Genomic DNA, 26,098 nt, shown 5'->3' with positions numbered 1-26,098 from the left:
TGCGGCTAGAGTACCGCCGTATTTCGTTGATGAAGGTTACCGAGTAGATGAAGACAGCAGCGGCGCAATGGCTTGGGCATCTTTCAAGCAAGACCTTCGCGCGCTTGTCCGGGCGCCGTTTCGAGTTCGACCGGACGCCCCCCTTCAAGCCAACCCGTGCAGGCAAGCGCGTTCCCTGTAGGCCAGCACTGTTTGATCCAGAGCACCTGTCCCGCGTTACACAATGTGCTTTCGGCGCCTCTCTGGATGACCTGCACAAGGTGATGACTGCAGATCACTATATCGAAAACCCGCTGGAAACACTGGAATTGACCGACGCCATCGTCATAGGCGGTGTCATTTTTGCCGATGGCAAAGCGCTGATCCATTCTAAATTCGTGCATCCTGGCCTTGGCGACGTCGTCAAATCCACTCCGGTGATGGATGACACGGTATTAATCAACTCCATGCCCGGTCTGCGCTATTTCGGACATTGGCTAGGCGACGACACCACTGCCTTTGAAGCGTACCGTCAACATCCAGGCCTTGTGTCCTTACCATTACCGTCATGGGACAATGTGCCGGTATACGCGGGGCTGTTCGATCACAATTGGGATCAGCGGATGGTGCTTCGCAGCCGTAAGCTGACACTGGTGCGCGATCTTGGTTTCAGCCTCGACAAGGCGGATCGCTATCGCACCCTACGTGATCGCCTGCGCCAGAATTTCGGCAGCCTCCCGGAAAATCGGTCAAAGGTCGTCTTCCTGCGCCGTGGTCCAAGTGGAGATCCAAGGCAGATCGTAAACTCGTCAGAATTGGAACGGCGCCTCGATGCTGCAGGTGTCCAAATCGTAACAGCGGAGGGCGATACACATCAGTTGATCGCGGATATGCTGGACGCCACCATCATTATTAGCATCGAGGGCAGTCAGGATCGGCACGCGAGCTACAATCTGCGCGATGGCGGAGGCATGCTGAGCCTGTTGCCGCCAGATAGGTTCTATGTCTCGACCCACGAATGGGTTCGCAACCTCGAACTCAATAGTGGTATTGTCATCGGTCACGCAGCCGAGGGCGGAATCACAATCGATCCAGATGAAGTTCTGGCTATGATCGACAAACTGCTGGCCCGTATCGAAACCCTCGACGCGGTTTAACAACATCCGCCAGTTTGCCTTGCACTTTTTCGCAAACGGCCCTATATACCATGCCAACAGCGGTGCAGGCCTCCACCCCCTGCCCCACCGGACACAGGATGCGGGCCCGCTGAAAGGCCCGTTTTTTCATTTCTAAGGGGAGCATATGTCGAACGACCTGATCGCCAAGACCGCCATTGACCGGCGCCTGGCCGAGATCATCTCTCCGGTGATCGAGGATCTGGGCTTCGAACTGGTGCGTATCCGCCTGCAGGGCGGCAATACGGCGACCCTTCAGATCATGGCCGACCGCCCGGATGGCGGCATCAATGTCGATGATTGCGGCGATATTTCCGTCGCCGTCAGCGCCGCCCTGGATGTCGAGGACCCGATCGAGGATGCCTATCACCTGGAGGTGTCCAGCCCCGGTATCGACCGACCGCTGACCCGGCTCAAGGATTTCGAAACCTTCGAGGGCTACGAGGTCAGGCTGGAAACCAATCAGGCCATCGACAGCCGCAAACGCTGGAAAGGCGTTCTGGCGGGTGTCGAGGGTGATGAGGTTCTGCTGAATATCGACGAAAATGGCGAATCGCAGACCATCGGGCTGAATTTCGACTGGCTCAGCGATGCCAAGCTGGTCCTGACCGACGAGCTGATTCGCGAAATGCTGCGTCAGAAGAAGGAAGCGGGGGTCGAAATCGACAATCTCGACGAATCCGCCTTTGACGCGATTGAAACCGAAGATGACAACGAAGCGGGCGCGGACGGCGCCACTGCCAAGGAGTAAGTGATGGCAATCACCTCTGCCAACCAGCTGGAACTGCTGCAAACGGCCGAAGCCGTTGCGCGCGAGAAGATGATCGAACCGGAACTGGTCATCGAAGCGATGGAGGACAGTCTGGCCCGTGCCGCCAAGTCGCGTTACGGCGCCGAGATGGACATCCGCGTCAAGATCGACCGCAAGACCGGCAATGCCACCTTCACCCGCGTGCGCACCGTCGTCGAGGATGAACTGGTCGAGAATTATCAGGCCGAATTCACCCGCGATCAGGCCAAACCCTATTTCGAAGCGCAGCGCGATCCGGCGAATTTCTGGAGCCGCGAGGGCGAGCGTCTGGCCGATTATGCCGGTGGCCCTCAGATCGGCGATATTTTCCAGGAGCAGGTTCCGCCTGTCGAACTGGGCCGTATCGCGGCGCAATCCGCCAAGCAGGTCATCCTGCAGCGTGTCCGCGAGGCCGAGCGTGACCGTCAATACGAAGAATTCAAGGATCGCGCCAACACCATCATCAATGGCGTCGTCAAGCGCGAGGAATACGGCAATATCATCGTCGATGTCGGCCGGGGCGAGGCGATCCTGCGCCGCAATGAAAAGATCGGTCGCGAAAGCTATCGTCCGAATGACCGCATCCGCGCCTTTGTAAAGGATGTGCGCCGCGAATCGCGCGGTCCGCAGATTTTCCTGTCGCGCACCGATCCGCAATTCATGGCTGAACTGTTCAAGATGGAGGTGCCCGAAATCTATGACGGCATCATCGACATCAAGGCCGTCGCGCGCGACCCGGGCAGCCGTGCGAAAATCGCCGTGATCAGCTATGACAACAGCATCGACCCCGTGGGCGCCTGCGTCGGCATGCGCGGCAGCCGCGTTCAGGCGGTAGTCGGTGAATTGCAGGGCGAAAAGATCGACATCATCCCGTGGAATGAGGATCAGGCCACCTTCCTGGTGAACGCGCTGCAGCCGGCCGAGGTGACCAAGGTCGTCTTTGACGAGGAAGCCAACAAGATCGAAGTCGTGGTTCCCGACGAACAGCTGTCGCTGGCCATTGGCCGTCGCGGCCAGAACGTGCGACTGGCCAGCCAGTTGACTGGCCTCGATATCGACATCCTCACCGAGGAAGAGGAATCAAAGCGTCGTCAGGCCGAATTCAACGCCCGGACCAAGCTGTTCATGGAAGCGCTTGATCTGGATGAATTCTTTGCCCAGCTTCTGGTGGCGGAAGGCTTTACCGACCTGGAAGAGGTCGCCTATGTCGATCAGGACGAACTGCTGACCATCGAAGGCGTCGACGAGGGCACCGCAGAAGAGTTGCAGGCCCGCGCCCGCGACGTTCTGGAAGCCCGCAACAAGGCCGCCTTGGACAATGCCCGCGCCCTTGGGGTCGAGGACAGCCTGGTTGAATTCGAAGGCCTGACACCCCAGATGATTGAGGCGCTGGCAAAGGACGACATCAAGACGCTGGAAGATTTCGCGACCTGCGCCGACTGGGAACTGGCCGGTGGCTGGACCACGGTCGACGGCCAGCGCGTCAAGGATGACGGTCTGCTGGAAGCCTTTGACGTTTCGCTGGAAGAAGCGCAAAATCTGATCATGACCGCGCGCGTCAGCCTTGGTTGGGTCGATCCCGCAGAACTGGAAGAGACTGTCGAAGAAACCGAGGAAAACGACGTGGAGGCCGGGGCCTGATCGCCCCGGACTGACCGGCGTGAGCCGCGGCGGACGTGACAAGGACCGGACGCAGCCCGAACGGCGCTGCATCGTCACCGGCGACGTGCAGCCCACCCAGGGGCTGATCCGGTTCGTCGTCGGGCCTGACGGGATGATCATTCCCGATCTGGCCCAGAAGCTGCCGGGGCGAGGAATCTGGGTCGTGGCCGACAAGGCCGCGATCGACAAGGCCGCTGCGAAAGGATTGTTTTCGCGTGCGGCGAAGATGCAAGTCACGACCCCTGACGGTCTGGCCGAGCTTGTCGAAGCGGGTCAGGCAAGACGGGTGGTCGATCTGGTCTCTCTGGCCCGGAAATCGGGCAAGGCGGTGGCCGGATTCGAGAAGGTGAAAGGCTGGCTGGCCGATGGTGTGGCAAAGGTTTTGTTGCAGGCCTCGGACGGATCAGAACGAGGAAAAGGCAAGTTATGGACGCCCAAGGGCGGACGCTGGTTCGGTTGCCTGACGGCATCAGAATTGGGTTTGTCCTTTGGCCGCGATCATGTCATACACGGCGCGCTTGCGGCGGGTGGCCTGACGGACAAGGTGATCTTGGAAGCCGGCAGACTGACGGGTCTGCGCGGGCATGACGGCAGCAATTCGGCTGTCGGGAAGGAATGAATACGCAGATGAGCGACAAAGACGAAAAAAGGACTCTGGGTGTCGGCGGCGGAAGCGGCCGGTCCGGTCAGGTCAAGCAAAGTTTCAGCCATGGCCGCACCAAAAGCGTGGTCGTCGAAACCAAGCGCAAGCGTGTCGTGGTTCCCAAGACGGGCGCGCAGCAGGGTGCTGCCTCGGCCGACAAGGCCAAATCCCCCATGGTCGCCAAACATGCAGGCGACCCCTCGAAACGTCCCGCAGGCATCTCTGAAGCCGAAATGGAGCGCCGCCTGAAGGCTTTGGCCGCCGCGAAAGCGCGCGAAGTCGAAGAGGCCGCCGCCCGCGCCGCCGAGGAAAAGGCCCGCGAGGAAGAACGCGAGCGTCGCCGCGCCGAGGCCGAGGCCAAGGAACGCGAAGAGCGCGAGCGCGAAGAAGCGCTGAAGGCCAAGGCCGAAGAGGACGAGCGCCGCGCGCGCGAGGCCGAGGAACGTGCCAAGCGCAAGGATGAGCCGAAGAAAGAGCAGCCCCGCGCGGCCAAGCCCGCAGCAGGTGGTGCACGCGCGCCGGCGCAGGATCAGGCCTCGATCGAAGCCGCCGCCGCCCGCGCCGAAACCAAGGGCGTGTCTGCGGGCGGCGCCCGCAAGACCGACCGCGACCGTGGCGATCGTGGCGCAGCCGACCGCGATTCCCGCGGCAAGGGCGCCCGCGATGACAACCGCCGTTCGGGCAAGCTGTCGCTGAGCCAGGCTCTGGACGGTGAAGGCGGGCGTCAACGCTCGCTGGCGGCGATGAAGCGCAAGCAGGACCGCGCCCGCCAGAAGGCGACCGGCGGCGGCCAGCGCGTCGAAAAGCAGGTGCGCGATGTGCAGTTGCCCGAAACTATCGTCGTGTCGGAACTGGCGAACCGGATGGCCGAACGTGCCGCCGATGTCGTCAAGTCGCTGATGAAAATGGGCATGATGGTTTCCATGAACCAGCCCATCGACGCCGATACCGCCGAACTGGTCATCGACGAATTCGGCCACCGCGCCGTCCGCGTCTCGGATGCCGATGTGGAGCAGGTGATCGACACGATCGAGGACAAGGCCGAAGATCTGCAGACGCGGCCCCCGGTCATCACGATCATGGGTCACGTCGATCACGGCAAGACCTCGCTTCTGGATGCGATCCGCAATGCCAATGTCGTCTCGGGCGAGGCCGGCGGGATCACCCAGCATATCGGCGCCTATCAGGTGAAAACCGAATCCGGCGCGGTGCTGAGCTTCCTTGACACGCCCGGCCACGCCGCCTTCACCTCGATGCGTGCCCGTGGTGCGCAGGTGACGGATATCGTGGTGCTGGTGGTGGCGGCTGATGACGCGGTGATGCCGCAGACGGTCGAGGCGATCAGCCATGCCAAGGCGGCTGGTGTGCCGATGATCGTTGCCATCAACAAGATCGACAAGCCCGCAGCCGATATCAACAAGGTGCGCACCGATCTGCTGCAGCATGAAGTCGTCGTCGAAAAGATGTCGGGTGAGGTGCAGGATGTCGAGGTGTCTGCCAAGACCGGCCAGGGTCTGGACGAATTGCTGGAGGCCATCGCGCTGCAGGCAGAGATCCTGGAACTGACCGCCAATCCCAAGCGTGCCGCACAGGGCGCCGTGATCGAAGCGCAGCTTGACGTGGGTCGCGGCCCGGTGGCGACGGTTCTGGTGCAGAACGGCACCCTGCGTCGCGGCGATATCTTCGTCGTGGGCGAGCAGTGGGGTAAAGTCCGCGCCCTGATCAATGACAAGGGCGACCGCGTTGAAGAGGCCGGTCCCTCGGTCCCGGTCGAGGTTCTGGGCCTGAACGGCACGCCGGAAGCAGGCGATGTGCTGAACGTGGTCGAAACCGAGGCGCAGGCCCGCGAGATCGCGGATTACCGCGTCCAGCAGGCCAAGGACAAGCGCGCGGCTGCCGGTGCGGCGACCACGCTGGAACAGCTGATGGCCAAGGCCAAGGCGGATGAAAGCGTGTCCGAACTGCCCGTGGTGGTGAAAGCCGACGTGCAGGGCTCGGCCGAGGCGATCGTTCAGGCGCTGGAGAAGATCGGCAATGATGAGGTGCGCGTCCGCGTGCTGCATTACGGTGTCGGCGCCATCACCGAATCCGATATCGGCCTGGCCGAAGCCTCGGGTGCGCCGGTGATCGGCTTCAACGTCCGCGCCAATGCCCCGGCCCGCAATGCCGCCAACCAGAAGGGGGTCGAGATCCGCTATTACTCGATCATCTACGATCTGGTGGATGACATCAAAGCGGCGGCCTCGGGTCTCTTGTCGGCCGAAGTCCGTGAAAACTTCATCGGCTATGCCGAGATCAAGGAAGTCTTCAAGGTCACCGGCGTCGGCAAGGTTGCAGGCTGTCTGGTCACCGAAGGCGTTGCCCGCCGCAGCGCCGGTGTGCGCCTGCTGCGCGATAACGTGGTGATCCATGAAGGCACGCTGAAGACGCTGAAGCGCTTCAAGGATGAGGTCAAAGAGGTGCAGTCCGGTCAGGAATGCGGCATGGCCTTTGAAAATTACGACGATATACGCCCGCAGGATGTTATCGAAATCTTCGAACGCGAAGAGGTCGAACGCTCGCTGTAAGCGCCGAGATCGTCAGAACAAAAAAGGGGCCGCTTCTGCAGCGGCCCCTTTCTTATTGTGTTTCGGTGAGCCGTGCAGCAATCGAATAGCTCCCCATTCGATCACCGCAGGTGAGAGCGCATAGCCCACCGAAACAGTGACTCGTTTCGGGAAGGAACAAGCCACAGGGTCAGCCGCAATGTCATAGACCCTGATAGAATCTTACCAGATTCCCGAAAAAATCATATCTCCTATATTCTTTTTCAACTTTTTTTGAACGCGAGTTTCGCCCCAGGGAGGCCCTGTATTCAAGGCGTTACCGGCTTCCCCTCGTAGGTCAGGCTGCCGACGCGCACCACGATATTCCCGTTTGGTGCCAGCCGTTCAAAAAGGCCCTGAATCTGGATGCAACTGCCGACAGAGATCGTACGAATCATGTGAAACCCTCTTTCATCCCTGAGTGAAGCTTGGGGGAAAAGAGGTTAAAAAGACGCTAACATTTCGGCTTCACAGCCACATTTGCAAGGCTGGGATCAGCGGAATATCCGCCGGTGGCATCTCATAGCTGCGCAGATCGGCGGCGCGGACCCAGGCCAGCCTCTGCCCCTCTTGCGGGGTCACGATGCCCTGCCACTTGCGGCACGCAAAGACCGGCATCAGCAGGTGGAAATCATCATAGCTGTGGCTGGCAAAGGTCAGCGGCGCAAGGCAACTGGTCCAGGTTTCGATCCCCAGTTCCTCGTGCAACTCACGGATCAGCGCAGCCTCGGGCGTTTCGCCCGGCTCGACCTTGCCGCCGGGAAATTCCCACAGACCGGCCATGGATTTCCCCTCGGGGCGCTGTGCCAGAAGCACGCGCCCGTCAGGATCGATCAGCGCAACGGCGGCGACCAGAACCGTCTTCACGATCGGTAATCCGCGTTGATGTCGATATAGCCGTGGGTCAGATCGCAGGTCCAGACGGTGCGAGCACCCTGCCCCAGACCCAGATCGACGCCGATCACCAGCTCGCTGTTCTTCATATAGGCGCTGGTCTTGTCCTCGTCGTAATCAGGCGCGCGCCAGCCGTTTTCGGCCACGACCATATCGCCGAAGCGGATGGTCAGCAGGTCACGGTCGGCCTTGGCCCCCGACTTGCCGACTGCGGCGACAATGCGGCCCCAATTCGCGTCCTCGCCCGCGATTGCGGTCTTGACCAGCGGCGAATTGGCGATGGACATGGCGACCCTATGGGCATCCCCGTCAGATGCCGCGCCTGTGACCTGAATTTCGACGAATTTCGTCGCCCCTTCACCATCGCGCACCACAAGCTGGGCCAGATCGCGCATGACGCCATGCAGCGCGGTCACGAAGGCCTGCCCATCCGCCGAAGCCAGATCGGTGATCTCTGCCGCCGGGCTGCGTCCGGTGGCCGCGAGGATCAGCGCATCCGAGGTCGAGGTATCGCTGTCCACCGTGATCGCGTTGAAGGTCGAAGACAGCCCGCGATCCAGCGCCTGTTGCAGCAGCGTCGGCGCGATGCGGGCATCGGTGAAGATATAGACCAGCATGGTCGCCATATCCGGCGCGATCATGCCAGAGCCCTTGGCGATCCCGGCGATGTGGATATCGCCCCCATCCGCCGCGATTGTTGCGGAAGCACCCTTGGGAAAGGTGTCGGTGGTCATGATCGCGCGGGCCGCATCGGCCGCGCCACCCTGATCCAGACCCGTGGCCAGATCGCCGATGATCGCGATGATGCGAGCATGGGGCAGCGGCTCTCCGATCACGCCGGTCGAGGAGGAATAGACCCGGCCCTCGGGCAAGTCCAGCGCCTGCGCCACCGCGCCGGTCACAGCCGTCACCGATTCCCGGCCCCGCGCGCCAGTAAAGGCGTTGGCATTGCCGGAATTGACGATGATCGCGGCCCCGGCCTTGTCATCCTTGCCCCGGGCCAGCTTGTCCTGATTGTCCAGGATGCAGGCCGCACGGGTCGAGGATTTCGTGAACGCCCCGGCAATCGAAGAGCCTTCCGCGATGCGGATCAGCGTCACATCGGTGCGACCCTGATATTTGACCCCGGCCGCGCCACTGGCAAATTCGACGCCTTCAATGACCGGCAGATCCGGGAAGGACGTCGGCGCCAGAGGAGAGACGGGAAGTCCGGCCTTGCCCATTATTCGGCCTCCAGCAGCGCGGTGTCATTCATCGCCCCGGCCGGGATGCCCTCGGCCTTTTCGACCTTGGCCTCACCCACCAGACGCTCGACCGCGGCTTCCAGATTTTCGCGGCGCACGAATTGCTCGACCTCGGTCTGCACCTCTTCCATCTTCGGCACCTCGCGCATGCGGGTCTCGTTCAGCCGGATCACATGCCAGCCGAAATCGCTTTGCACAGGATCAGAGATCTGGCCGTTTTCCAACGCCTCGACCGCATTGGCAAAGGGCTCGACCATCATATCGGCCGAGAACCAGCCCAGATCGCCCTTGTTCTGGCTGGAATTGTCCTGCGATTTCTGGGCGGCCAGTTCGCCGAAATCGGCGCCATCCTCCAACTGCTGCCTGATCTCTTTCGCCTCATCCTCGGTGGCGACAAGGATATGGGCGGCGGAATATTCCTTGACCGGCTCTGCCTCGCCGAACAGGCGGTCATAGGCGGCCTTGATCTCATCCTGAGTCGGGGCGGTTTCGGCAAGCGCGGCGACGGCTTCGGTCGCCAGCGTATTGCGGCGCTGCAGTTCCAGCTGCGCGCGGATGGCGGCGTTTTCCTTGCCCTCGCCGGCCATGACCGCCTGCCGCACCAGCTGTTCCAGAAGCATGTCCCACAGATCCTGATCGGACAGATCGGCGACCGAGGGGTCCTGGATCGACTGCCGCATCACGATCATCTGGCCCAGGGTGATGTCCTGACCGTTCACGGTCGCGACAACCGTATCCGCGCTTTGATCCTGCGCCAGCACCTGAACAGGTGCCATCAGCGGCAGCGCGACCATGACAGCGGCCAGTAGCGATGGTTTGAGCATGAGAATCCCTTATATAATGACGCCCAGACCGCTTGAATGGCAGGGCCAGCGTTGACAGTCAGGCAAGCGAGGCATACATCCCAGCCAACTCCGAGGAAGGCACTCCGCCGCTTTTTCGTTCAGGCCCCTGATACGGCAATGCGGTCGGTACGGGCAAGTAGTGCCGCACGAGACTGTCTTTCCCAACAACGTGATTGCGAAGGTAATATGCTCGGTATTGGAAATCTGGCGAAGAAAGTCTTTGGCACACCGAATGATCGGAAGGTCAAGGGAACCCGCGCGGTCGTGGCGCGCATCAACGCGCTTGAAGATGAGTTCAAATCGCTGACCGACGATCAGCTGATTGAAAAGACGCGCGAATTTCAGGATCGCATCGCCAATGGCGAGGCGCTGGATGCGCTGCTGCCGGAAGCCTTCGCCAATTGCCGCGAAGGCGCGCGCCGGGCGCTTGGCCTGCGGGCCTTCGACGTGCAGCTGATGGGCGGGATCTTCCTGCATCAGGGTAACATTGCCGAGATGAAGACCGGCGAGGGCAAGACGCTTGTGGCGACCTTCCCGGCCTATCTGAATGCGCTGACCGGCAAGGGCGTGCATGTGGTCACCGTGAACGACTATCTGGCCAAGCGTGACGCCGAATGGATGAGCAAGGTGTTCGGCCAGCTTGGCCTGACCACCGGCGTCGTCTATCCCTTCCAGCCCGAGCCGGAAAAGCGCGAGGCCTATGCCGCCGACGTCACCTATGCCACCAATAATGAGCTGGGCTTCGACTATCTGCGCGACAACATGAAGGGCAGCGTGGCCGAGATGGTCCAGCGCGGCCATAACTTTGCCATCGTGGACGAGGTCGACTCGATCCTCATCGACGAGGCACGGACGCCGCTGATCATCTCTGGCCCCTCTCAGGATCGCAGCGAACTTTACGTCACGCTGAACGCCTATATCCCGCATCTGACCGAAGAGCATTACAAGCTGGACGAAAAGACCCGGAACGCGACCTTTACCGAGGAAGGCAACGAGTTTCTGGAACAGCGCCTGCAGGCCGATGGCATCCTGCCCGAGGATCAGACGCTCTATGATCCCGAATCCACCACCATCGTCCACCATGCCAATCAGGCCCTGCGCGCGCACAGGCTGTATATCAAGGACCAGCATTACATGGTCCGCGATGGCGAGGTGATGCTGATCGACGAATTCACCGGCCGGATGATGAAGGGCCGCCGCCTGTCCGACGGTCTGCATCAGGCCATCGAGGCCAAGGAAGGCGTCCAGATCCAGCCTGAAAACGTCACGCTGGCCTCGGTCACCTTCCAGAACTACTTCCGCCTGTACAGCAAGCTGGCCGGCATGACCGGCACCGCGGCCACCGAGGCGGACGAATTCGCGGAAATCTACAAGCTGGGCGTGGTCGAGGTTCCGACCAATCGCGGCATCCAGCGTCTGGACGAACATGACCGCGTCTATCGCACCGCGGCCGAGAAATACAACGCCGTGGTCGAGGCGATCAAAGAGGCCCATGAAAAGGGTCAGCCCACCCTGGTCGGCACCACCAGCATCGAAAAATCCGAAATGCTTTCGGAGGTGCTGAAACAGGCGGGCGTTCCCCATAACGTCCTGAACGCCCGCCAGCACGAGGCCGAAGCCCAGATCGTCGCCGATGCGGGCAAGCTGGGCGCCGTCACCATCGCCACCAACATGGCCGGTCGCGGCACCGACATCCAGCTGGGCGGCAATGTCGAGATGAAGGTGATGGAGGCGCTGAACGCCGATCCCGAGGCCAATCCCGACGAATTGCGCGCCAGCATCGAGGCCGAACACGCCACCGCCAAGCAACAGGTTCTGGATGCGGGTGGGCTGTTCGTTCTGGGCACCGAACGTCACGAAAGCCGCCGGATCGACAACCAGCTGCGCGGCCGCTCGGGCCGTCAGGGCGATCCGGGCCGCTCGCTGTTCTTCCTGTCGCTGGACGACGATCTGATGCGCATCTTCGGCTCGGAACGTCTGGACAAGGTGCTGTCCACGCTGGGCATGAAAGAGGGCGAGGCGATCATCCACCCCTGGGTCAACAAATCGCTGGAACGCGCCCAGGCCAAGGTCGAGGGTCGCAACTTCGACATCCGCAAGCAATTGCTGAAATTCGACGATGTGATGAATGACCAGCGCAAGGCCATCTTCGGCCAGCGCCGCGAAATCATGGACAGCGACGAGGTCGGAGAGATCGCGGGCGATATGCGCCATCAGGTCATCGACGATCTGGTCGAGGAATTCATGCCCGCCAAATCCTATGCCGAACAATGGGATCTGGAAGGCCTGCAATCCGCCGTGCGCGAAAGGCTGAACATGAACCTGCCGGTCGGCGAATGGGCCGAGGAAGAGGGCGTGGACGCCACCATCATGCGCGAGCGCATCGAAGAGGCCACCGACACCTATATGGCCGACAAGACCCAGGCCTTCGGCGAAGAAAACATGCGCATGATCGAAAAGCAGGTCCTGCTGCAGATGATCGACCAGAAATGGCGCGACCACCTTCTGACGCTGGAACATCTGCGCTCGGTCGTGGGCTTCCGGGGCTATGCGCAGCGCGACCCGCTGTCGGAATACAAGACCGAGGCCTTCCAGCTGTTCGAAACTCTCCTTGACGGGCTGCGCTTCGACGTCACCCAGCGACTGGCGCAGATCCGCCCGCTGACCGATGCCGAACGCGAAGAGATGCTGCGCCAGATGGAGCAGCAGCAAAAGGCCGCGCAGGAACATCTGACGATGGAGCATGGCGGCGACAGCCAGTCCGAAGATGACGCGAACAGGCCGACCCCGCTGGTTCAGGGCTTCGACGAAACCAATCCCGCCACCTGGGGCAATCCCTCGCGCAACGATCCCTGCCCCTGCGGATCGGGCAAGAAGTTCAAACATTGCCACGGATCGATCTGATCGACACAGACAAGGCCGCCTGACACCTCAGGCGGCCTTTTTCGCCTTCACCTCGACGCTCAGTCCAGCCGCGCGGGCAAGGTCCATCCCTTCAGCAGATCTTCAGCCGCCATCGGCTTCTTGCCTGCCCGCTGCGCGTCGGTCACCTCGACCGCGCCATCCCCGCAGGCAATCCGGAAGCCTGACAAGACGTCGCCCGGCGCCCCCTGCCCCGGCACGACCCGGCTGCGCAACAGCTTCACCCGCTCACCGGCAACCTCGCACCAGGCCCCGGGAAAGGGCGAAAGCCCCCGGATCAACCGATCCACCTCGATCGCAGGGCGGGCCCAGTCGATCCGCGCCTCGGCCTTGTCGATCTTCTCGGCATAGGTCACCCCCTCGGCAGGCTGCGCCACAGCGGCCATCGGCAAACGGCCCAACACATCGACGATCAGCCCGGCCCCCGTCCCGGCCAGACGATCATGCAGATCCGCCGTCGTCTCTTCGGCCCCGATTTCGGTCCGCGCCTCGGCCAGAACCGGCCCGGTATCCAATCCTGCCTCCATCTGCATGATCGCCACCCCGGTCTGCGCATCGCCCGACATGACAGCCCGATGGATCGGCGCCGCCCCGCGCCAGCGCGGCAGCAATGAGGCATGAATATTCAGACAGCCCAGACGCGGCGCACCCAGAACCGCTTGCGGCAGGATCAGCCCATAGGCCACGACCACGGCCACATCCGCCTGCAGGGCTGCAAAATCCTCCTGCGCCCGGGCATCGCGCAGCCGCGCGGGCACCCGAACCTCGATCCCCAACTCCTCGGCAGCCCGCTGCACCGGCGACGGGCGCGGCTTCTGCCCCCGCCCCGCCTGACGCGGCGGCTGTGAATAGACTGCCACAACCTCATGCGCCTCGGCAATGGCCCGCAGCGCAGGCACCGAAAACTCGGGCGTCCCCATGAAAACGACACGCATCGCGGCCCCTTTCTTCTTTGTACAAATATCCCGCAGGGGGTCCGGGGGATGCGAAATCCCCCGGCCTATCCCCGCCGCGCCAGCTTTGCCGATTTCTGTACCAGCATCTTGCGGCGCAAGGGCGACAGGTGATCGACATACATGCGACCGTTCAAATGGTCGATCTGATGCTGCACGCTGGTCGCCCAAAGCCCGACGAAATCGCGATCTTCCATCTCGCCCGTCTCATTCAGAAACCGCACCGTCACGGCGCGCGGCCGGGTGATCGGAGCGAATACCCCGGGCAGATTCGGGCTGGCCTCGTCATGGCTGCGCAACTGCACGCTTTCATGCAGGATCTCGGGATTGGCCATCCGCACCGCCTGCCCGCGCTTGTCCGAGGCATCGACGACCGCCAGCCGCAGCATGATCCCGATCTGCGGCGCAGCCAGTCCGACCCCGGGCATGGCATCCATCGTGTCAACCATATCGTCCCAGATCATGCGCACGGTCTCATTGACCTCGGCCACCGGCTCGGCCGGAATATGCAACCTGCGATCCGTATAGGGCAGGAAGGCACGGACGCTCATGACCGGCCCGTCACAGATCGATGATCAGACGACCATCCAGATGATCGGTCTGATGCTGTGCGATGCCAGCGGCGCGATGTGACAGGGTTTCACGGTGATACAGCCCGATCAGATCATACCAGGCGATCTCGATATGATCGGGTCGCAGGGACTCGATCTCTTCCACCGGGAAGGACAGGCAATCCTCGCGCATGGGCGAACGCGCATCCGAAACCGCCAGAATCTCGGGATCCAGCATCACGATGGGACGGGATTCGCCATCTTTCCAGCCCGCATCCATGACGAAGATCCGCCGCATGACGCCGATCTGCGGCGCGGCAAGGCCGCACCCGCCCGAAGCATACATCGTGGCAAGAAGATCCGCCGCAAGCTGGATCAGTTCTGTGCCCGTCAGATACCCGGCCGAGGCGCAATTCTCGCGCAGCACCGGATCGGGGAAGGTGAGGATGTCATGAATGACACCGCCCGCCAGATTTTCCGGCAGATCAGGAGCGGCCCAGCTCCGGCTGTCCCCCGGATCAGACACGCGCCCGTTCTCTCTTCAGCTTGACCATCTTGCGGGTGATCATCTGGCGCTTGACCATCGACAGATGGTCGATGAACAGAACCCCGTTCAGGTGGTCCAGCTCATGCTGCGCGCAGGTCGCCCAGAGATCGTCGAATTCCTCTTCATGCGTTTTGCCGTCCAGACCCAGCCATTGCATCTTCACCTGCTTGGGCCGAGTGACATCGGCATATTGATCCGGGATCGACAGGCAGCCCTCTTCATAGGTGTTCTCTTCCTGGGAACTCCAGGTGATTTCGGGATTGATCAGCACCATCGGCCGCCGCTCGGCCTCGGGATCGCGATTCGCATCCATCACGAAGATGCGCGAGGCGATGCCGACCTGGGGTGCAGCCAGACCGATACCGGGGGCGTCATACATCGTCGCCAGCATATCGGCCGCCAGAGTCTCGATCTCTGGCGTGATACGCGCAACAGGTTCCGCCAGCTTCTTGAGCCGGGGATCAGGATGGATCAGAATACTGCGCAACTTACTCATAATTTGCCGTGTATGGCATGGCTTCATCATAAGCAATAACCAGCTTATGCGTTAAAAAACAGTTTGCGGATCAAGGAAGCGGGCAAAAATGACAAAACCGGACTTCGATGAGGTGATCGATCGCGTCGGCACCAGATGCTCGAAATGGGACGATATGCAGGCGGGCTATGGCGTCGCGCCACAAGATGGCGGGCTTGCCATGTGGGTGGCGGATATGGATTTCCGCCCCCCCGCCGCCGTGCAGAAAGCCGTGGAAAAGGCTGCCGCGCATGGCGTTTACGGCTATCCCGGCGCGAATGAGCCCTATCTGAACGCGATCAAATGGTGGATGGCGAACCGCCACGGATGGCAGATCGACACAAGCTGGATCCTGACCTGCGCCGGTCTGGTCAATGGCGTGGGCATGGCGCTGGACGCCTGTACCCAGCCCGGGGATGGCGTGATTGTGATGAGCCCGGTCTATCACGCCTTTGGCCGCGTCATCCGTGCGGCGGGTCGCGAGCTGATCGAATTTCCGCTGAAAACAGTCGATGGCCGCTATCAGATGGACTGGTCCCGATGGGAGGGCATGCTGACCGGGCGGGAAAAGCTGATGATCCTCTGTTCGCCGCATAATCCCGGCGGGCGGGTCTGGTCCGAGGCCGAACTGCGCGAGGTCGCCGATTTCTGCCAGCGTCACGACCTGATCCTGGTGTCGGACGATATTCATTGCGATCTGGTCATGCCGGGCCACAGGCATCGCATCATCGCCGATCTGGTGCCGGGAATCGCTGACAGGCTGGTCATGCTGACCGCAGCCACCAAGACCTTCAATATCGCGGGCGCCCATATCGGCAATGCCATTATCCCCGATCAGGCGCTGCGCAATCGCTTCAAGGGCGCGCTGATGGCGCGCGGCGTCTCGGTCGGGATGCTGGGCATGGATATGGTGGCCGCCGCCTATTCCCCCGAAGGCGCCGCCTGGGTCGATGCGCTGGTGCTTTATCTGGACGAAAACCGCCGGATCTTTGACGATGGGGTCAATGCAATCCCCGGCCTGCGCTCCATGCCGCTAGAAGCGACCTATCTGTCATGGGTGGATTTTTCGGGAACCGGCATGGCGCCTGCGGAATTCATCGGTCGGGTCGAGAAAACCGCCCGTATCGCCGCCAATCACGGCGCGACCTTCGGCACGGGCGGCGAAACCCATCTGCGCTTCAACATCGCCACGCCGCGCAGCCGCGTGGAAGAGGCCGTGCGCCGCCTGCAGGACGCTTTCGCGGATCTGCAATAACAGAATGGCGCGGGCGTCACCGTCCGCGCCATCTGCCAGTGTCTCATCGCGTGCTGTCGCTATGAGCGTAATCAAGCCTTTTCGGCGCGCGATTTGCGCTTGCCGAATGCCGCGAAACCACCCAGGGCCGAGATCAGCAACACACCCGCAGGGGCCAGTGGCACCGGGGCGACGTCCGACAGCGTCAGCGTACCGGTGATGGTGCGGTTGCTGTCCTGATTGTCCCCGCCAAAGGTGAAGCGCAGGATATCGCCCGCAGCCAGATCGATCGAGGATTCGCCGCTGAAGTTGAAGCCCGCCGAGGGCGACGTGCAGCAGTTTCGCGGCCCGGCATTCACCAGAACCTGGGTGGTGGGCGATTCGGCGCGCAGGAATGCCGTCACCATGTAGTAGGCGTGGAAGCCCGTATAGTTCCAGAGATAGTTCCAGGTCCCGCCCTCGGTCACCGTCGTCTGTGCGGTGAAGGTCACGGGGCTGCCCATATCGCTGGTCGCGTTATAGTTGAAGATACCGCCATCTGCGCCATTCTGGGTCACAGAGTTTGTCCCGGGGCCAGAGATCGTCCAGGGATCAAGCGTCACGGCATGTGCGGGCGCGGTGGTGATGGCAAGCGCGGTCAGCAGACCGGCGGTCTTTAAAATTCGTTCCATGATTACCTCTTATTGAAGCATTCAAAATACCCCGATCCCGATATCTGTCAATACTATATCGTTTAGTTTTGTTTTTATTAAAAATCATTATTCTTCAATGCGAAGACTCCGGGGTAAAAATCTGCAGAGGGCATATTGGCTTTACCTTTGGTAAGCTTTGCGGCGCCCCGGTCCATGTCACAAAGGCAGGGCGGATCCGACAGCGGCCATCCCCACACGGCACAGGCCGCATCGGCGAAACGCAGAAATCTCCGGCGAATGGCAGGTCAGATCGTCTTCAAATCGATCAGCCCCTGCTGATAGGCTTTCAGGCAGTCGGTCGCGTCCATCAGGCGGTCTTCATCAAATAACACCGTCTGCGACATGCCCGGCCCTTCAAAGCGCGGATCGTCGCATTCATTGTCATTGGCCCATTGGCTGCCATCCCTGCCAAAGACGATGCCATCGACGATCAGCATCTCGGTCACCCGGCTGCGCAGCGTCACGCGCCCCGACTTGAAGGCCTTCGCGCAATCCGTCCGGTCATGGCCGATATCCTCGTCCAGCAGCAACGTATCGGTCATGCCGGGGCCATCGAAACGCTTGTCGTCGCATTCGCCGTCTTTGGCCCATTGCCCCTGATCATCGCCGAAATCTATGTCCTGCGCGAAGGCGGTGTCCGCCAAACCAACGGACAGTGCAAGGAAAACTGTAACGATATGAGCGTTCACCGGTATCTCCTGCCTTGCCGCATACCCGCAGAAGACGGGCGGACTGCGTCGTTTGGATATCATAGCACAGGTTGCGACGCCGCGTTGCATTCCTGCGCCAAGACCCTCATATAGTCACAAACCACACGCCCCCACCACACGCCGCGGAGCAGTTGCGCATGGTCTATCTGGATTTCGAAAAACCTCTTGCCGATATTGAGGGCAAGGCCGAAGAACTTCGCGCCATGGCCAAGCAGGATGAGGGCGGCGTCGATGTCGAAAAAGAGGCCGCGGCGCTGGACAAGAAGGCCAGCGATCTGCTGAAAGACCTGTACAAGAACCTGACGCCCTGGCGGAAAACTCAGGTCGCACGGCATCCCGAACGTCCCCATTGCAGCGATTATATCGCGGCGCTTTTCACCGAATACACCCCGCTGGCCGGCGACCGCGCCTTTGGCGATGATCACGCCGTGATGGGCGGTCTGGCCCGCTTCAATGACATGCCCTGCATCGTGATCGGCCATGAGAAGGGCAACGATACCCAATCCCGCATCAGCCGCAATTTCGGCATGGCCCGGCCCGAAGGCTATCGCAAGGCCATCCGCCTGATGGAAATCGCCAACCGTTTCGGCCTGCCGGTCATTACATTGGTCGATACGCCCGGCGCCTATCCCGGCAAGGGCGCGGAAGAGCGTGGCCAGTCCGAGGCCATCGCCCGCTGCACCGAAAAATGCCTGCAGATCGGGGTGCCGCTGGTCAGCGTCATCATCGGCGAAGGCGGATCGGGCGGGGCGGTTGCCTTTGCCACGGCGAATCGCATCGCCATGCTGGAACATTCGATCTATTCGGTGATCTCGCCCGAGGGCTGCGCCTCGATCCTGTGGAAGGATTCCGAACGCATGCGCGAAGCGGCCGAGGCGCTGCGCCTGACCGCGCAGGATCTGAAAAAGCTGAATGTGGTGGATGGCATCATTCCCGAACCTCTGGGCGGGGCGCAGCGCGATCCGCAGGCGGTCATGCAGGCCGTTGGCAAGGAAATCAGCGCCATGCTGGATCAGTTGAACGGTCAGGACGCCGCCGCCCTGGTGCGGGACCGGCGCGAGAAATTCCTGAACATGGGGTCAAAATCGCTGGCCTGACCCCCTGCGAGCTATTGTAGCATTTCGGCAACGGCCATTCCCGCAATCGGGCATGGCCGTTTTTAAATCTTGCCCGATGGCCGGCCCCGCGCCATCCAAGAGGTCTGCCCTGTGTCAAACAGCGAAAAGGAGGGGTCAGCATGAATTATTTCACCTGTGACGCCACCTCCGGCGCGTTTTGGGCAGTGACCGGCCTGCGACAGGGCTGATCCGAACGCCCGGCTGGGGCTTTCCCTGAAAAGACAGCATGACTGACGCGCATTTGTGCGCCCTGTCCGCATGTCTTTTTCCCAAGATCCATCCAGAAAAACACGCCTGCGGGCGTGATCCGTCGAGGAGACGACAATGATTGCCAAGGCAACTCTGCGCAGGTCCATGCTGCGCCCCAGAATGGAAGTCATGCTGGCCCAATATGGTGTGAGGCCGGTCTTATGGGCGCTGGCCCGCGCCTTGCTGGCGCCCCGCCGCAGGCGGCCCCGGCCACCGGACCTGCACGAGCTTAGCCCGCATTTGCGGCGCGATATCGGCCTGCCGCCGGAAGCGCCACATGTTCCGCAATATTTCGAGCTGAGATGAACCCAAGGCGGGGCGTCCTGATGGCGCCCCGTTCACCACATGGTCCTGGCCGCGCGAAGGGGCCATTCGCTGTCATAGCTGTCGCCGCCGACCTCTCCGCTGGTCATATTGGCCAGGATCTGCCCCGGTGTCGGCAGACCATCGCTGTCATCCTGACCGGTCCACAGCCCGGCCCGCATCACGGCGCGGGCACATTGGAAATAAATCTCACCGATGCGCATGACGATCACGCAGCGCGGCTCTTTGCCCTGACGGGCGAATTGCGCCCGCAATTCGGCGTCATCGGTCAGCCGTGCGGTGCCATTCACCCGCACCACATTGGTCGCGCCGCGCACCATGAACATCAGGCTGCAATGTTCGTCACGCAGGATATTCTGCAGCGAATCTATGCGGTTATTGCCATGCCAGTCGGGCAGCGCCAGATGCCGGTCATCCAGCGCCGTCACCACCGGACCATCATCGCCGCGCGGGCTGCCATCGGTGCCTTCCGGCCCGACGGTGGACAGAACGCAAAAGCGCGAGGCCCGGATAAAGGTCGCATAATCCGGCGTCAGGCGATCCGCGACCTTGCGCAATGAGGCCGCTGCAGGCGTGCCGTAGATGCGGTCCAGATCACCCTGCTGCAACCAGTTCATGGCTTGAACCCCGCTTCTGCCATCAGCCGTTCCGAATTGCCTTCGATCTCATCTTCCAGCCGTGGCATGAATTCGTCACTGGGAAGGTCGCTGTCGATGGCGGGCAGAAACTCGACCACCGCCCGGCCGGGATGCACGCCCCATCCCTTGCGCGGCCAGAACAGACCGCAATTGACCGCCACCGGCACCACCGGCAGGCCGGTCGCATTGCGGATCGTCTGAACCCCGTGCTTATAGGATTTCCGCTCGCCCGGGCGGGTCCGCGTGCCTTCGGGATAGATGATCAGCTGGCCCAGCCCATCACCGGCGATGCGGTTATTGATCTGCTTCGTGATCGCCTTCATCGCGTCGCGTCCGCGCGCCCGGTCAATGGGAATGCAGCCGACCTTATAGGCGTACCAGCCCATGATCGGCACGCGCATGATCTCTTTCTTCATGATGAAGGCACGGCGCGGCACGGCATGGGCAATGGCGAGGATATCCAGAAAGCTCTGATGCTTGGCCGCAACGATGCAATCGCCCGTTGGCGGCGTGCCACGGATCTCGCACGATACGCCCATATGCAGCCGCGCCGCCCAGAGCATATAACCGATCCAGCGGGTCGCCACGGCATTCGCACCGCGCCGCCCGTCAAAGATCACCCAGAAAATGCCAAAGACGCCCATGATGATCGTCACGATGGCGACGTGAATGTAGAACAGCCCGTTCTGCAGATATTGCCAGAAGGTCACCGGCCCGGGCACGGGGGAAGAGGTTCGATGGCTCATCTGACGGCTCCCAACATTTTCAGCGCCGCCCAGCGGGTTGCGAAAAAGCCGACCCCGGCAGCGATCAGCGGAATCAGCAGCGGCAGCAGCCATCCCCAGCCGTGAAAGCCAAGACCCGTCAGGAAACCGCCCGCCGCGTCCATATCGGGCAGCAGCGCGATGGCAATGATCCCGGCCAGGGTTCCCCCTGCCGCGCCGATCGCGGCGCGTTGCGTGAAGCGGCGGACGAAGGCGGTGGCGATGGTGATGTCCCGCGCCCCGATCAGCCGCAGCACACGGATCACCTGCACATTCGCGGACAGTGCCGCCTTGGCCGCCAGCGTGATCATCGCGGCAGAGGCCGCCGTGATCAGGATCAGCGAGATCACCCCCAGGGCCTTCAGCCGCTTCGCCGCCGAGACCAGCGGGCGGCGCCATTGGGTATGATCGTCCAGAACCGCGCCCGGCACCTCGGCCTCCAGCCGCAGGCGCAGGCCTTCGCTGTCAAAATCGGCCGAGGTGACCGGCACGTCGATCAGTGCTGGCACCGGCAGCGCATCGACCGGCATGTCGGGCCCGAACCACGGGGTCAGCAGATCCGCGACCTGATCGTCCGACAGCTTCTGCGCCGCGCCGATGCCCGGCGTCGTTTCCAGCACCGTCAGCGCCGCCTGCACCCGCGCATCGCGATCCGCGTCCGAACTGGTGACCCGTACCGTGACCGAGCTTGCCAGCTCTTGCGACCAGCGTTCGGCCAGACGGCCCGTCGCCAGCGCCAAAGCCAGCGCAAAGACCGCCAGAAAGGCCATTGCCCCGGACGCGAAGACAGTCAGCTGCGCCGTAAAGCCCGTGGGCGGCACGATCCGGTTGCCGACATCGCCGTCACCCCGCAGCAGACCGCGCCACAGCGCTTTCAGGTTCAACCCGCGAAATTCCACCTTTCTCACAGATCCGCCCCCGCCAGTTGCAAGGTTCCGTTCGCGATCCGCAGCACCCGTGCCGAAACCTGCGACTTCGTCGCCCGGATCAGGTTCAGGTCATGGGTCGCGACCAGCACGGTCTTGCCCGATTTGTTCAGTTCGATCAGCAATTGCATCAGCCGCATCGACATGTCCCAGTCCAGATTGCCCGTCGGCTCATCCGCCAGCACCAGATCCGGCGACAGGATCACCGCACGCGCCAGCGCGGCACGCTGCCGTTCGCCCCCCGAGAGCGAGGGCGGCATGGCGCGGGCATGCTGCGTCAGTTGCACCCATCCCAGCAGATCGCGCAGCGCCGCCATATCGACACCCTGCCCCGAAACGGTCAGCGGCAGGGCGATGTTTTCCGCAACCGGAAGGTGATCAAGGAATTGCGTATCCTGATGCACGACCCCCACCCGGCGGCGCAGATCCGCGATCCCGTCACGCGACAGGCCTCGTACATCCTGACCAAAGGCCGTCATCTCGCCCGAGCTTGGCAGCAGATCGGCGTAACACAGCCGAAGCAACGTGGTTTTGCCCGATCCCGAGGGTCCGGTCAGGAAATGCAGCATGCCCGGCTGCAGGGTCAGCGTCATGTTCGACAGCAATTCGGCATTGCCCTGATAGCCGAAGCCGACATCGCGCATCTCGATCAAGCTTCACCCCCTTGGTTCGGGTTTATCTACCGGCCGCTTGGAAGCCGGACCCCGGCTTGATAGAACAGCATCAAAGCGAATGCGAGAGTCGGGATGACGGAAATCAGGCTGATCTGTCCGGATTGCGGAACAGAGTATCAAATCCCCGAGATCGCGGTCCCCGAAGGCGGTCGCGATGTCGAATGCAGCGAATGTGGCCGCATCTGGCATGCCGAACGTCCCGGCTGGCCGCCGAAACCCCGGGAAATGGGCGTCTACGCCTATAATTTCCGTGAATTCAAGGGGCTGACCGACCCGCAGGGAATCCCGCTCCCGATCGAGCCTGCGCAGCCCTTGCCGGGTGCCGCATCCGGGGCAGAGGTCGCACGCGAAACACCGCCGGAACAACCTGCAGGCGAAGCGCCCTCGCTGAACCGGCCGCTGCCCGGCAATGTGCTGAATATCCTTCTGGAAGCGGTCGAACATGAACGGCAGGCCCGTCAGGCCGATGACATGCGCCATCAGGATCCGGACCTGCGCGCCGCCGCCGCCAAGGCGGATGAGATGCTGCAGGAACCCGACTGGCCCGCGACCACCGTGACCGGTCAATGGGACGCCCCGGAACCCGAGGCCGCGCCGGATCAGCCCGAACCATCCGCCGATGAACCGGCCTCGCCCGACATCATCGCCGCCCCCGCTGAGCAGGTTCAGCCAGAGCCTGCCCCGGCAGAGATCAACACCCTGCCCGCCCTTACGCCAAGCCCGCCCAGGAACCGCTATTGGCAGGGCTTTGCTGTCGCCATTGCGATGGTGGCCGCGCTGTTGGCACTTTACCTTCTTGCCCCGGCCGAGGGGCCGCTGGCCGATATCCGCAACGGGCTGGATCAGGCGCGCCTGTGGCTGCAGAATGCCGCAGACGGGCCGGGCAACTAAAGCATTTCGGCTTAAAATTAAGGCAGTCTTGCTTCGCGTTGAGCGTCTGCCCGGGTGGGCGCGTGCCTGCCGCTGACGCGACAGGCAGGCTGAGCGGATATGTACCAACCTAAACCCGAAAAGCGCTAGAACCGGTCCAGCAGCCGGTCCAGATAGCCGCGCTCATCCTCGGAGCGGTCACGCTGACCGCTGCGGCGGCGGATTTCGTCCAGCAGATCACGGGCGCGCCGCGCCGGATCGACAACCCCATCGCCGATAGTGTCCCCGCCCGCGATGATATTGCCATTGCCGTCACGCGACCGTCCCAGCGGATCGAATGCAGTCTCACCGTCGCGCTGCCCCTGCGGGCTGCCGCTGCGCGGACCGGCCAGGCCGCGCTGACCCTCCTCGGCCTCGCCCGCCTGCTCGCCATCCCGACCGGCCTCGCCCTGACGCTGATCCATCATCATATCGCCCAGGGCGCGCATGCCTTCGCGCATCGACTGGATCGCATCGGCCTGTTTCTGCATCGCGCCGGACATATCGCCCTGACGCAAGGCCTCTTCGGCCTGCTCCATGGCGCGACCGGCCTCGTCCAGTTGCCGACCGGCCTCATCCCCGCCGGTCGAGCCCTGACCCGGCAGCAGGCCCCGCTGCTGCCCCAGCTCTTCGCGCAGCTGCCGCTGGCGGTCGGCCAGATCGTCGGAATTTTCGGAAGGCTGACCCGACTGGCCCTGATTGAACTGCTCTTGCAGATCGCGAAACGCCTCATCGGACAGGCGCTGCTGCTCCCTCAGACTGTCGGCCAGACGGTTCATGGATCCGTTCTGACCGCCCTCGCCAAAGCCACGCCCCTCGCCTTCAACTTCACGGATCCGCAGGTTCTCCATCATCCGGTTGAACTGTTCCAGCAATTCCTGCGCCTCGGCCATCCGGCCCTCATTCATCAGCCGCTGAATCTCATCCATCATCTCCTGGATCTGATCGGCTGTGACGATCTGATTGGATTTCTGACGGGTGAAGCGCTCCGAAGGATCCGCCTCGCTCTGCTCGGCCAGCATGCGGGTATAGTCATCCGTCGCCTCTTTCAATTCGTCCATCAGGCGCTGGATCTCATCCTTGCTGGCGCCATTGCGGATCGCCTCGGACAGTTTCTGCTGCGCCTGTTGCATTCGTTCCAGCGCGTCGGACAGGCCACCATCCTCCAGCTCGATGGCCGCGCGCCACAGCGCCTCGGCCAATTCGTCGCGCTGTTTGATGGTCAGATCGCCGCCTTCCAACAGACCCACGGCGCCGCGCAATTCGCCATAAAGCCGCGGCTCGACAAAGCCTTCGGGTTGCCAGGTGACCGCCCGCAGGATCTCGGCACTCCGACCGGCATTCCCGCGCGACCACAGCAGATCGCGCCGCATTTCGATCAGCGCAGCGGCCAGCGGCTGAAAGAAACGCCGTCCCGGCAGAACCGCGCGGATCGGCGGCGCAGTCCCGACCTGCTCGATCCCGTCCTCGGCCCGCAGCGTCAGGCTGACCGGCAGATTGGCCCAGGGGTGGCGCGACAGATCCCGCACCAACTGCCCCCGGACCTGCTTGCGATCCCCGCCACGCGGCATCGGCAAGGGCAGCTCCACCGCCTCGCGCGGCTCTGGATCGATGGCCAGACCGAAGCGCCTGTCAACGGCCTCCAGATCCAGCGCGATCCGCGCCACCGCACGCATCACGCCATGGTCGTCACTGGCGCGGTAATCCTGAACCATCCGCCCATCGGCACGCCGCTCGGACAGGGCTCCGGCCCGGATCACCGGCGGCAGATCCGGCAGCACGGTCACATCGAAACCTCGCCCCGCGACCTCGATCCGACCAGAATTCTCAGCCCGAAAGCCCGGTGCCTGCGCCTCTTCCGACAGCGCCGGGCCGATATCCTGCACCACCTCTGCCGCCTCATCGTAAAGCCGGAATGTCACGCGGCTGCCCTTGGGCAATTCCATCCTCTCGCCTTCGGGCAACGCATTCAGATAAATCGTCGGACGGCGGGTATAGGCAGGCGGCTCGGCCCAGCCCTCCCAACTCGGCCCGATAGGCAGCGTCGCCGCAATCTCGGGCGGCGCCGCGGTCGAGGCCAGCGCCGCCACACCCCGCCCGATCTCGCTGACGCCACCAAAGATCACCGCCATGGCCAGTGCCACCAGCCCCACCAACCGCAGGGCAAAGGGATCGCGCCGGGCCAGTTCAGCATCGGGCCTCACCGGCCGCGCCGCCAGCGCCACCTGCCGCATCTGCGCCAGATGCGCCTGCCACAGGGCACCCTCGCCCCCGACCGCCGCACGATCCGACAGCGCAGCCAGCGGACGCCCCGGCAAGGTACCATCAAGCCGCGCCACCACCTCGGCCCGGCGCACCGGCCGGAACCGCAAACCACCCCAGATCGCCGCCGCAATCACCGCCAGCGAAACACCACCGGCCAGCCACAGCAGCCACCCCGCAGGAACGGCCGACACCAGATCCAACGCGAAACAGGCCAGTACCAGCGCCAGCAGCGTCGCCAAAGGCCAGAAAGAGCGCGCCACGCGCTCCCACCACATCCCCCAGCCGGTCAGA

At 62.6% G+C, this 26,098-nt stretch carries 25 protein-coding genes; 10 read left to right on the top strand and 15 right to left on the bottom strand.

What is annotated here, in order from left to right; genetic code table 11:
• Positions 1–47 precede the first annotated feature (47 nt).
• The 5 genes from JHX87_RS14420 to infB all read left to right on the top strand — a co-directional run bounded on the left by JHX87_RS14420 (position 48) and on the right by infB (position 6,816).
• Complete coding sequence (locus tag JHX87_RS14420) at positions 48–1,136, top strand: glycosyltransferase 61 family protein (protein WP_271885533.1); 1,089 nt, start codon at positions 48–50, stop codon at positions 1,134–1,136.
• A 145-nt stretch (positions 1,137–1,281) separates the two neighbouring features.
• On the top strand, positions 1,282–1,905 hold the full coding sequence (gene rimP / locus JHX87_RS14415; RefSeq protein WP_271885534.1) for a ribosome maturation factor RimP: 624 nt from the start codon (positions 1,282–1,284) through the stop codon (positions 1,903–1,905).
• Between the two features lie 3 nt (positions 1,906–1,908).
• Positions 1,909–3,585, top strand: a complete 1,677-nt coding sequence (gene nusA / locus JHX87_RS14410; protein WP_271885535.1) for a transcription termination factor NusA — start codon at positions 1,909–1,911, stop codon at positions 3,583–3,585.
• Positions 3,586–3,604: 19 nt separating this feature from the next.
• Positions 3,605–4,225 carry an RNA-binding protein gene (locus JHX87_RS14405; RefSeq protein WP_271885536.1) on the top strand — a complete coding sequence of 207 codons (621 nt, stop codon included), beginning with the start codon at positions 3,605–3,607 and terminating at the stop codon, positions 4,223–4,225.
• 8 nt (positions 4,226–4,233) lie between these two features.
• Complete coding sequence (gene infB, locus JHX87_RS14400; RefSeq protein WP_271885537.1) at positions 4,234–6,816, top strand: translation initiation factor IF-2; 2,583 nt, start codon at positions 4,234–4,236, stop codon at positions 6,814–6,816.
• A 287-nt stretch (positions 6,817–7,103) separates the two neighbouring features.
• Here the strand turns inward: infB and JHX87_RS14395 are convergent, their stop codons facing one another.
• The 4 genes from JHX87_RS14395 to JHX87_RS14380 all read right to left on the bottom strand — a co-directional run bounded on the left by JHX87_RS14395 (position 7,104) and on the right by JHX87_RS14380 (position 9,796).
• Positions 7,104–7,232, bottom strand: a complete 129-nt coding sequence (locus JHX87_RS14395) for a hypothetical protein (RefSeq protein ID WP_271885538.1) — start codon at positions 7,230–7,232, stop codon at positions 7,104–7,106.
• Between the two features lie 70 nt (positions 7,233–7,302).
• Positions 7,303–7,701 (bottom strand): 8-oxo-dGTP diphosphatase MutT, encoded by a 399-nt coding sequence (gene mutT / locus JHX87_RS14390; protein WP_271885539.1) that lies wholly within the window; start codon positions 7,699–7,701, stop codon positions 7,303–7,305.
• Entirely contained in the window at positions 7,698–8,951 is a 1,254-nt protein-coding gene (gene argJ / locus JHX87_RS14385) for a bifunctional glutamate N-acetyltransferase/amino-acid acetyltransferase ArgJ (RefSeq protein WP_271885540.1), read from the bottom strand. The genes mutT and argJ overlap by 4 nt, the downstream gene beginning before the upstream one ends.
• Positions 8,951–9,796: a peptidylprolyl isomerase gene (locus tag JHX87_RS14380; protein ID WP_271885541.1), complete on the bottom strand. Its 846-nt coding sequence runs from the start codon at positions 9,794–9,796 to the stop codon at positions 8,951–8,953. The genes argJ and JHX87_RS14380 overlap by 1 nt, the downstream gene beginning before the upstream one ends.
• Before the next feature lie 207 nt (positions 9,797–10,003).
• On the opposite strand from JHX87_RS14380, the gene secA reads away from it, so the two are divergent.
• Positions 10,004–12,721 carry a preprotein translocase subunit SecA gene (gene secA, locus JHX87_RS14375; RefSeq protein ID WP_271885542.1) on the top strand — a complete coding sequence of 906 codons (2,718 nt, stop codon included), beginning with the start codon at positions 10,004–10,006 and terminating at the stop codon, positions 12,719–12,721.
• A 59-nt stretch (positions 12,722–12,780) separates the two neighbouring features.
• Here the strand turns inward: secA and fmt are convergent, their stop codons facing one another.
• From fmt to def (JHX87_RS14355), 4 genes are all read right to left on the bottom strand, one after another.
• On the bottom strand, positions 12,781–13,674 hold the full coding sequence (gene fmt, locus JHX87_RS14370; RefSeq protein WP_271885543.1) for a methionyl-tRNA formyltransferase: 894 nt from the start codon (positions 13,672–13,674) through the stop codon (positions 12,781–12,783).
• 65 nt (positions 13,675–13,739) lie between these two features.
• Positions 13,740–14,243: a peptide deformylase gene (gene def / locus JHX87_RS14365; protein ID WP_271885544.1), complete on the bottom strand. Its 504-nt coding sequence runs from the start codon at positions 14,241–14,243 to the stop codon at positions 13,740–13,742.
• 10 nt (positions 14,244–14,253) lie between these two features.
• Positions 14,254–14,769 carry a peptide deformylase gene (locus JHX87_RS14360; protein WP_271885545.1) on the bottom strand — a complete coding sequence of 172 codons (516 nt, stop codon included), beginning with the start codon at positions 14,767–14,769 and terminating at the stop codon, positions 14,254–14,256.
• Positions 14,762–15,286 (bottom strand): peptide deformylase, encoded by a 525-nt coding sequence (gene def, locus JHX87_RS14355; protein ID WP_271885546.1) that lies wholly within the window; start codon positions 15,284–15,286, stop codon positions 14,762–14,764. The genes JHX87_RS14360 and def (JHX87_RS14355) overlap by 8 nt, the downstream gene beginning before the upstream one ends.
• Before the next feature lie 88 nt (positions 15,287–15,374).
• Between def (JHX87_RS14355) and JHX87_RS14350 the strand changes: the two genes are divergently transcribed.
• The gene (locus tag JHX87_RS14350; RefSeq protein ID WP_271885547.1) at positions 15,375–16,559 is read left to right on the top strand and encodes a MalY/PatB family protein; all 1,185 of its coding nucleotides are present in this window, start codon (positions 15,375–15,377) and stop codon (positions 16,557–16,559) included.
• A 71-nt stretch (positions 16,560–16,630) separates the two neighbouring features.
• Here JHX87_RS14350 and JHX87_RS14345 read toward each other — a convergent pair whose 3' ends face one another.
• Together JHX87_RS14345 and JHX87_RS14340 are read right to left on the bottom strand one after the other, a co-directional pair.
• On the bottom strand, positions 16,631–17,209 hold the full coding sequence (locus JHX87_RS14345) for a hypothetical protein (RefSeq protein ID WP_271885548.1): 579 nt from the start codon (positions 17,207–17,209) through the stop codon (positions 16,631–16,633).
• A 266-nt stretch (positions 17,210–17,475) separates the two neighbouring features.
• On the bottom strand, positions 17,476–17,919 hold the full coding sequence (locus JHX87_RS14340; protein ID WP_271885549.1) for a hypothetical protein: 444 nt from the start codon (positions 17,917–17,919) through the stop codon (positions 17,476–17,478).
• A gap of 158 nt (positions 17,920–18,077) precedes the next feature.
• Here JHX87_RS14340 and JHX87_RS14335 point away from each other — a divergent pair, with 158 nt between their 5' ends.
• Positions 18,078–19,037, top strand: a complete 960-nt coding sequence (locus tag JHX87_RS14335) for an acetyl-CoA carboxylase carboxyltransferase subunit alpha (RefSeq protein ID WP_271885550.1) — start codon at positions 18,078–18,080, stop codon at positions 19,035–19,037.
• A 345-nt stretch (positions 19,038–19,382) separates the two neighbouring features.
• Positions 19,383–19,613: a hypothetical protein gene (locus JHX87_RS14330; RefSeq protein WP_271885551.1), complete on the top strand. Its 231-nt coding sequence runs from the start codon at positions 19,383–19,385 to the stop codon at positions 19,611–19,613.
• 32 nt (positions 19,614–19,645) lie between these two features.
• On the opposite strand, the gene JHX87_RS14325 is transcribed toward JHX87_RS14330, so the two are convergent.
• Genes JHX87_RS14325 through JHX87_RS14310 form a run of 4 tightly spaced genes read right to left on the bottom strand, consistent with a single transcriptional unit; the run spans position 19,646 to position 22,612 of the window.
• Positions 19,646–20,248, bottom strand: coding sequence for a pyridoxamine 5'-phosphate oxidase family protein (locus JHX87_RS14325; protein WP_271885552.1), 603 nt, complete (start codon positions 20,246–20,248; stop codon positions 19,646–19,648).
• Entirely contained in the window at positions 20,245–21,015 is a 771-nt protein-coding gene (locus JHX87_RS14320) for a lysophospholipid acyltransferase family protein (RefSeq protein ID WP_271885553.1), read from the bottom strand. Before JHX87_RS14320 ends, JHX87_RS14325 begins: the two co-directional genes overlap by 4 nt.
• Positions 21,012–21,941 (bottom strand): cell division protein FtsX, encoded by a 930-nt coding sequence (locus JHX87_RS14315; protein ID WP_271885554.1) that lies wholly within the window; start codon positions 21,939–21,941, stop codon positions 21,012–21,014. The genes JHX87_RS14320 and JHX87_RS14315 overlap by 4 nt, the downstream gene beginning before the upstream one ends.
• On the bottom strand, positions 21,938–22,612 hold the full coding sequence (locus JHX87_RS14310) for a cell division ATP-binding protein FtsE (protein ID WP_271885555.1): 675 nt from the start codon (positions 22,610–22,612) through the stop codon (positions 21,938–21,940). The genes JHX87_RS14315 and JHX87_RS14310 overlap by 4 nt, the downstream gene beginning before the upstream one ends.
• 93 nt (positions 22,613–22,705) lie before the next feature.
• On the opposite strand from JHX87_RS14310, the gene JHX87_RS14305 reads away from it, so the two are divergent.
• A complete protein-coding gene (locus JHX87_RS14305; protein WP_271885556.1) occupies positions 22,706–23,524 on the top strand; it encodes a zinc-ribbon domain-containing protein in 819 nt (272 codons plus the stop codon).
• 125 nt (positions 23,525–23,649) lie between these two features.
• Here JHX87_RS14305 and JHX87_RS14300 read toward each other — a convergent pair whose 3' ends face one another.
• On the bottom strand, positions 23,650–26,082 hold the full coding sequence (locus tag JHX87_RS14300) for a DUF4175 domain-containing protein (protein ID WP_271885557.1): 2,433 nt from the start codon (positions 26,080–26,082) through the stop codon (positions 23,650–23,652).
• Positions 26,083–26,098 lie beyond the last annotated feature (16 nt).

The organism is Paracoccus fistulariae (genome assembly GCF_028553785.1).
Taxonomy (GTDB): Bacteria; Pseudomonadota; Alphaproteobacteria; order Rhodobacterales; family Rhodobacteraceae; genus Paracoccus; species Paracoccus fistulariae.
The sequence above is the reverse complement of the archived record's forward strand: the minus strand, read 5'-3'. Positions and strand labels throughout refer to the sequence as shown.

Coding starts and splice junctions, on each gene's coding strand:
- secA (WP_271885542.1), top strand. CDS start 10,004: ATGCTCGGTATTGGAAATCTGGCGAAGAAAGTCTTTGGCACACCGAAT.
- infB (WP_271885537.1), top strand. CDS start 4,234: ATGAGCGACAAAGACGAAAAAAGGACTCTGGGTGTCGGCGGCGGAAGC.
- def (WP_271885546.1), bottom strand. CDS start 15,286: ATGAGTAAGTTGCGCAGTATTCTGATCCATCCTGATCCCCGGCTCAAG.
- JHX87_RS14300 (WP_271885557.1), bottom strand. CDS start 26,082: ATGTGGTGGGAGCGCGTGGCGCGCTCTTTCTGGCCTTTGGCGACGCTG.
- fmt (WP_271885543.1), bottom strand. CDS start 13,674: ATGCGTGTCGTTTTCATGGGGACGCCCGAGTTTTCGGTGCCTGCGCTG.
- JHX87_RS14350 (WP_271885547.1), top strand. CDS start 15,375: ATGACAAAACCGGACTTCGATGAGGTGATCGATCGCGTCGGCACCAGA.
- rimP (WP_271885534.1), top strand. CDS start 1,282: ATGTCGAACGACCTGATCGCCAAGACCGCCATTGACCGGCGCCTGGCC.
- JHX87_RS14395 (WP_271885538.1), bottom strand. CDS start 7,232: ATGATTCGTACGATCTCTGTCGGCAGTTGCATCCAGATTCAGGGCCTT.
- JHX87_RS14420 (WP_271885533.1), top strand. CDS start 48: ATGAAGACAGCAGCGGCGCAATGGCTTGGGCATCTTTCAAGCAAGACC.
- JHX87_RS14325 (WP_271885552.1), bottom strand. CDS start 20,248: ATGAACTGGTTGCAGCAGGGTGATCTGGACCGCATCTACGGCACGCCT.
- argJ (WP_271885540.1), bottom strand. CDS start 8,951: ATGGGCAAGGCCGGACTTCCCGTCTCTCCTCTGGCGCCGACGTCCTTC.
- JHX87_RS14305 (WP_271885556.1), top strand. CDS start 22,706: ATGACGGAAATCAGGCTGATCTGTCCGGATTGCGGAACAGAGTATCAA.
- JHX87_RS14320 (WP_271885553.1), bottom strand. CDS start 21,015: ATGAGCCATCGAACCTCTTCCCCCGTGCCCGGGCCGGTGACCTTCTGG.
- JHX87_RS14335 (WP_271885550.1), top strand. CDS start 18,078: ATGGTCTATCTGGATTTCGAAAAACCTCTTGCCGATATTGAGGGCAAG.
- JHX87_RS14380 (WP_271885541.1), bottom strand. CDS start 9,796: ATGCTCAAACCATCGCTACTGGCCGCTGTCATGGTCGCGCTGCCGCTG.
- def (WP_271885544.1), bottom strand. CDS start 14,243: ATGAGCGTCCGTGCCTTCCTGCCCTATACGGATCGCAGGTTGCATATT.
- JHX87_RS14345 (WP_271885548.1), bottom strand. CDS start 17,209: ATGGAACGAATTTTAAAGACCGCCGGTCTGCTGACCGCGCTTGCCATC.
- JHX87_RS14330 (WP_271885551.1), top strand. CDS start 19,383: ATGATTGCCAAGGCAACTCTGCGCAGGTCCATGCTGCGCCCCAGAATG.
- nusA (WP_271885535.1), top strand. CDS start 1,909: ATGGCAATCACCTCTGCCAACCAGCTGGAACTGCTGCAAACGGCCGAA.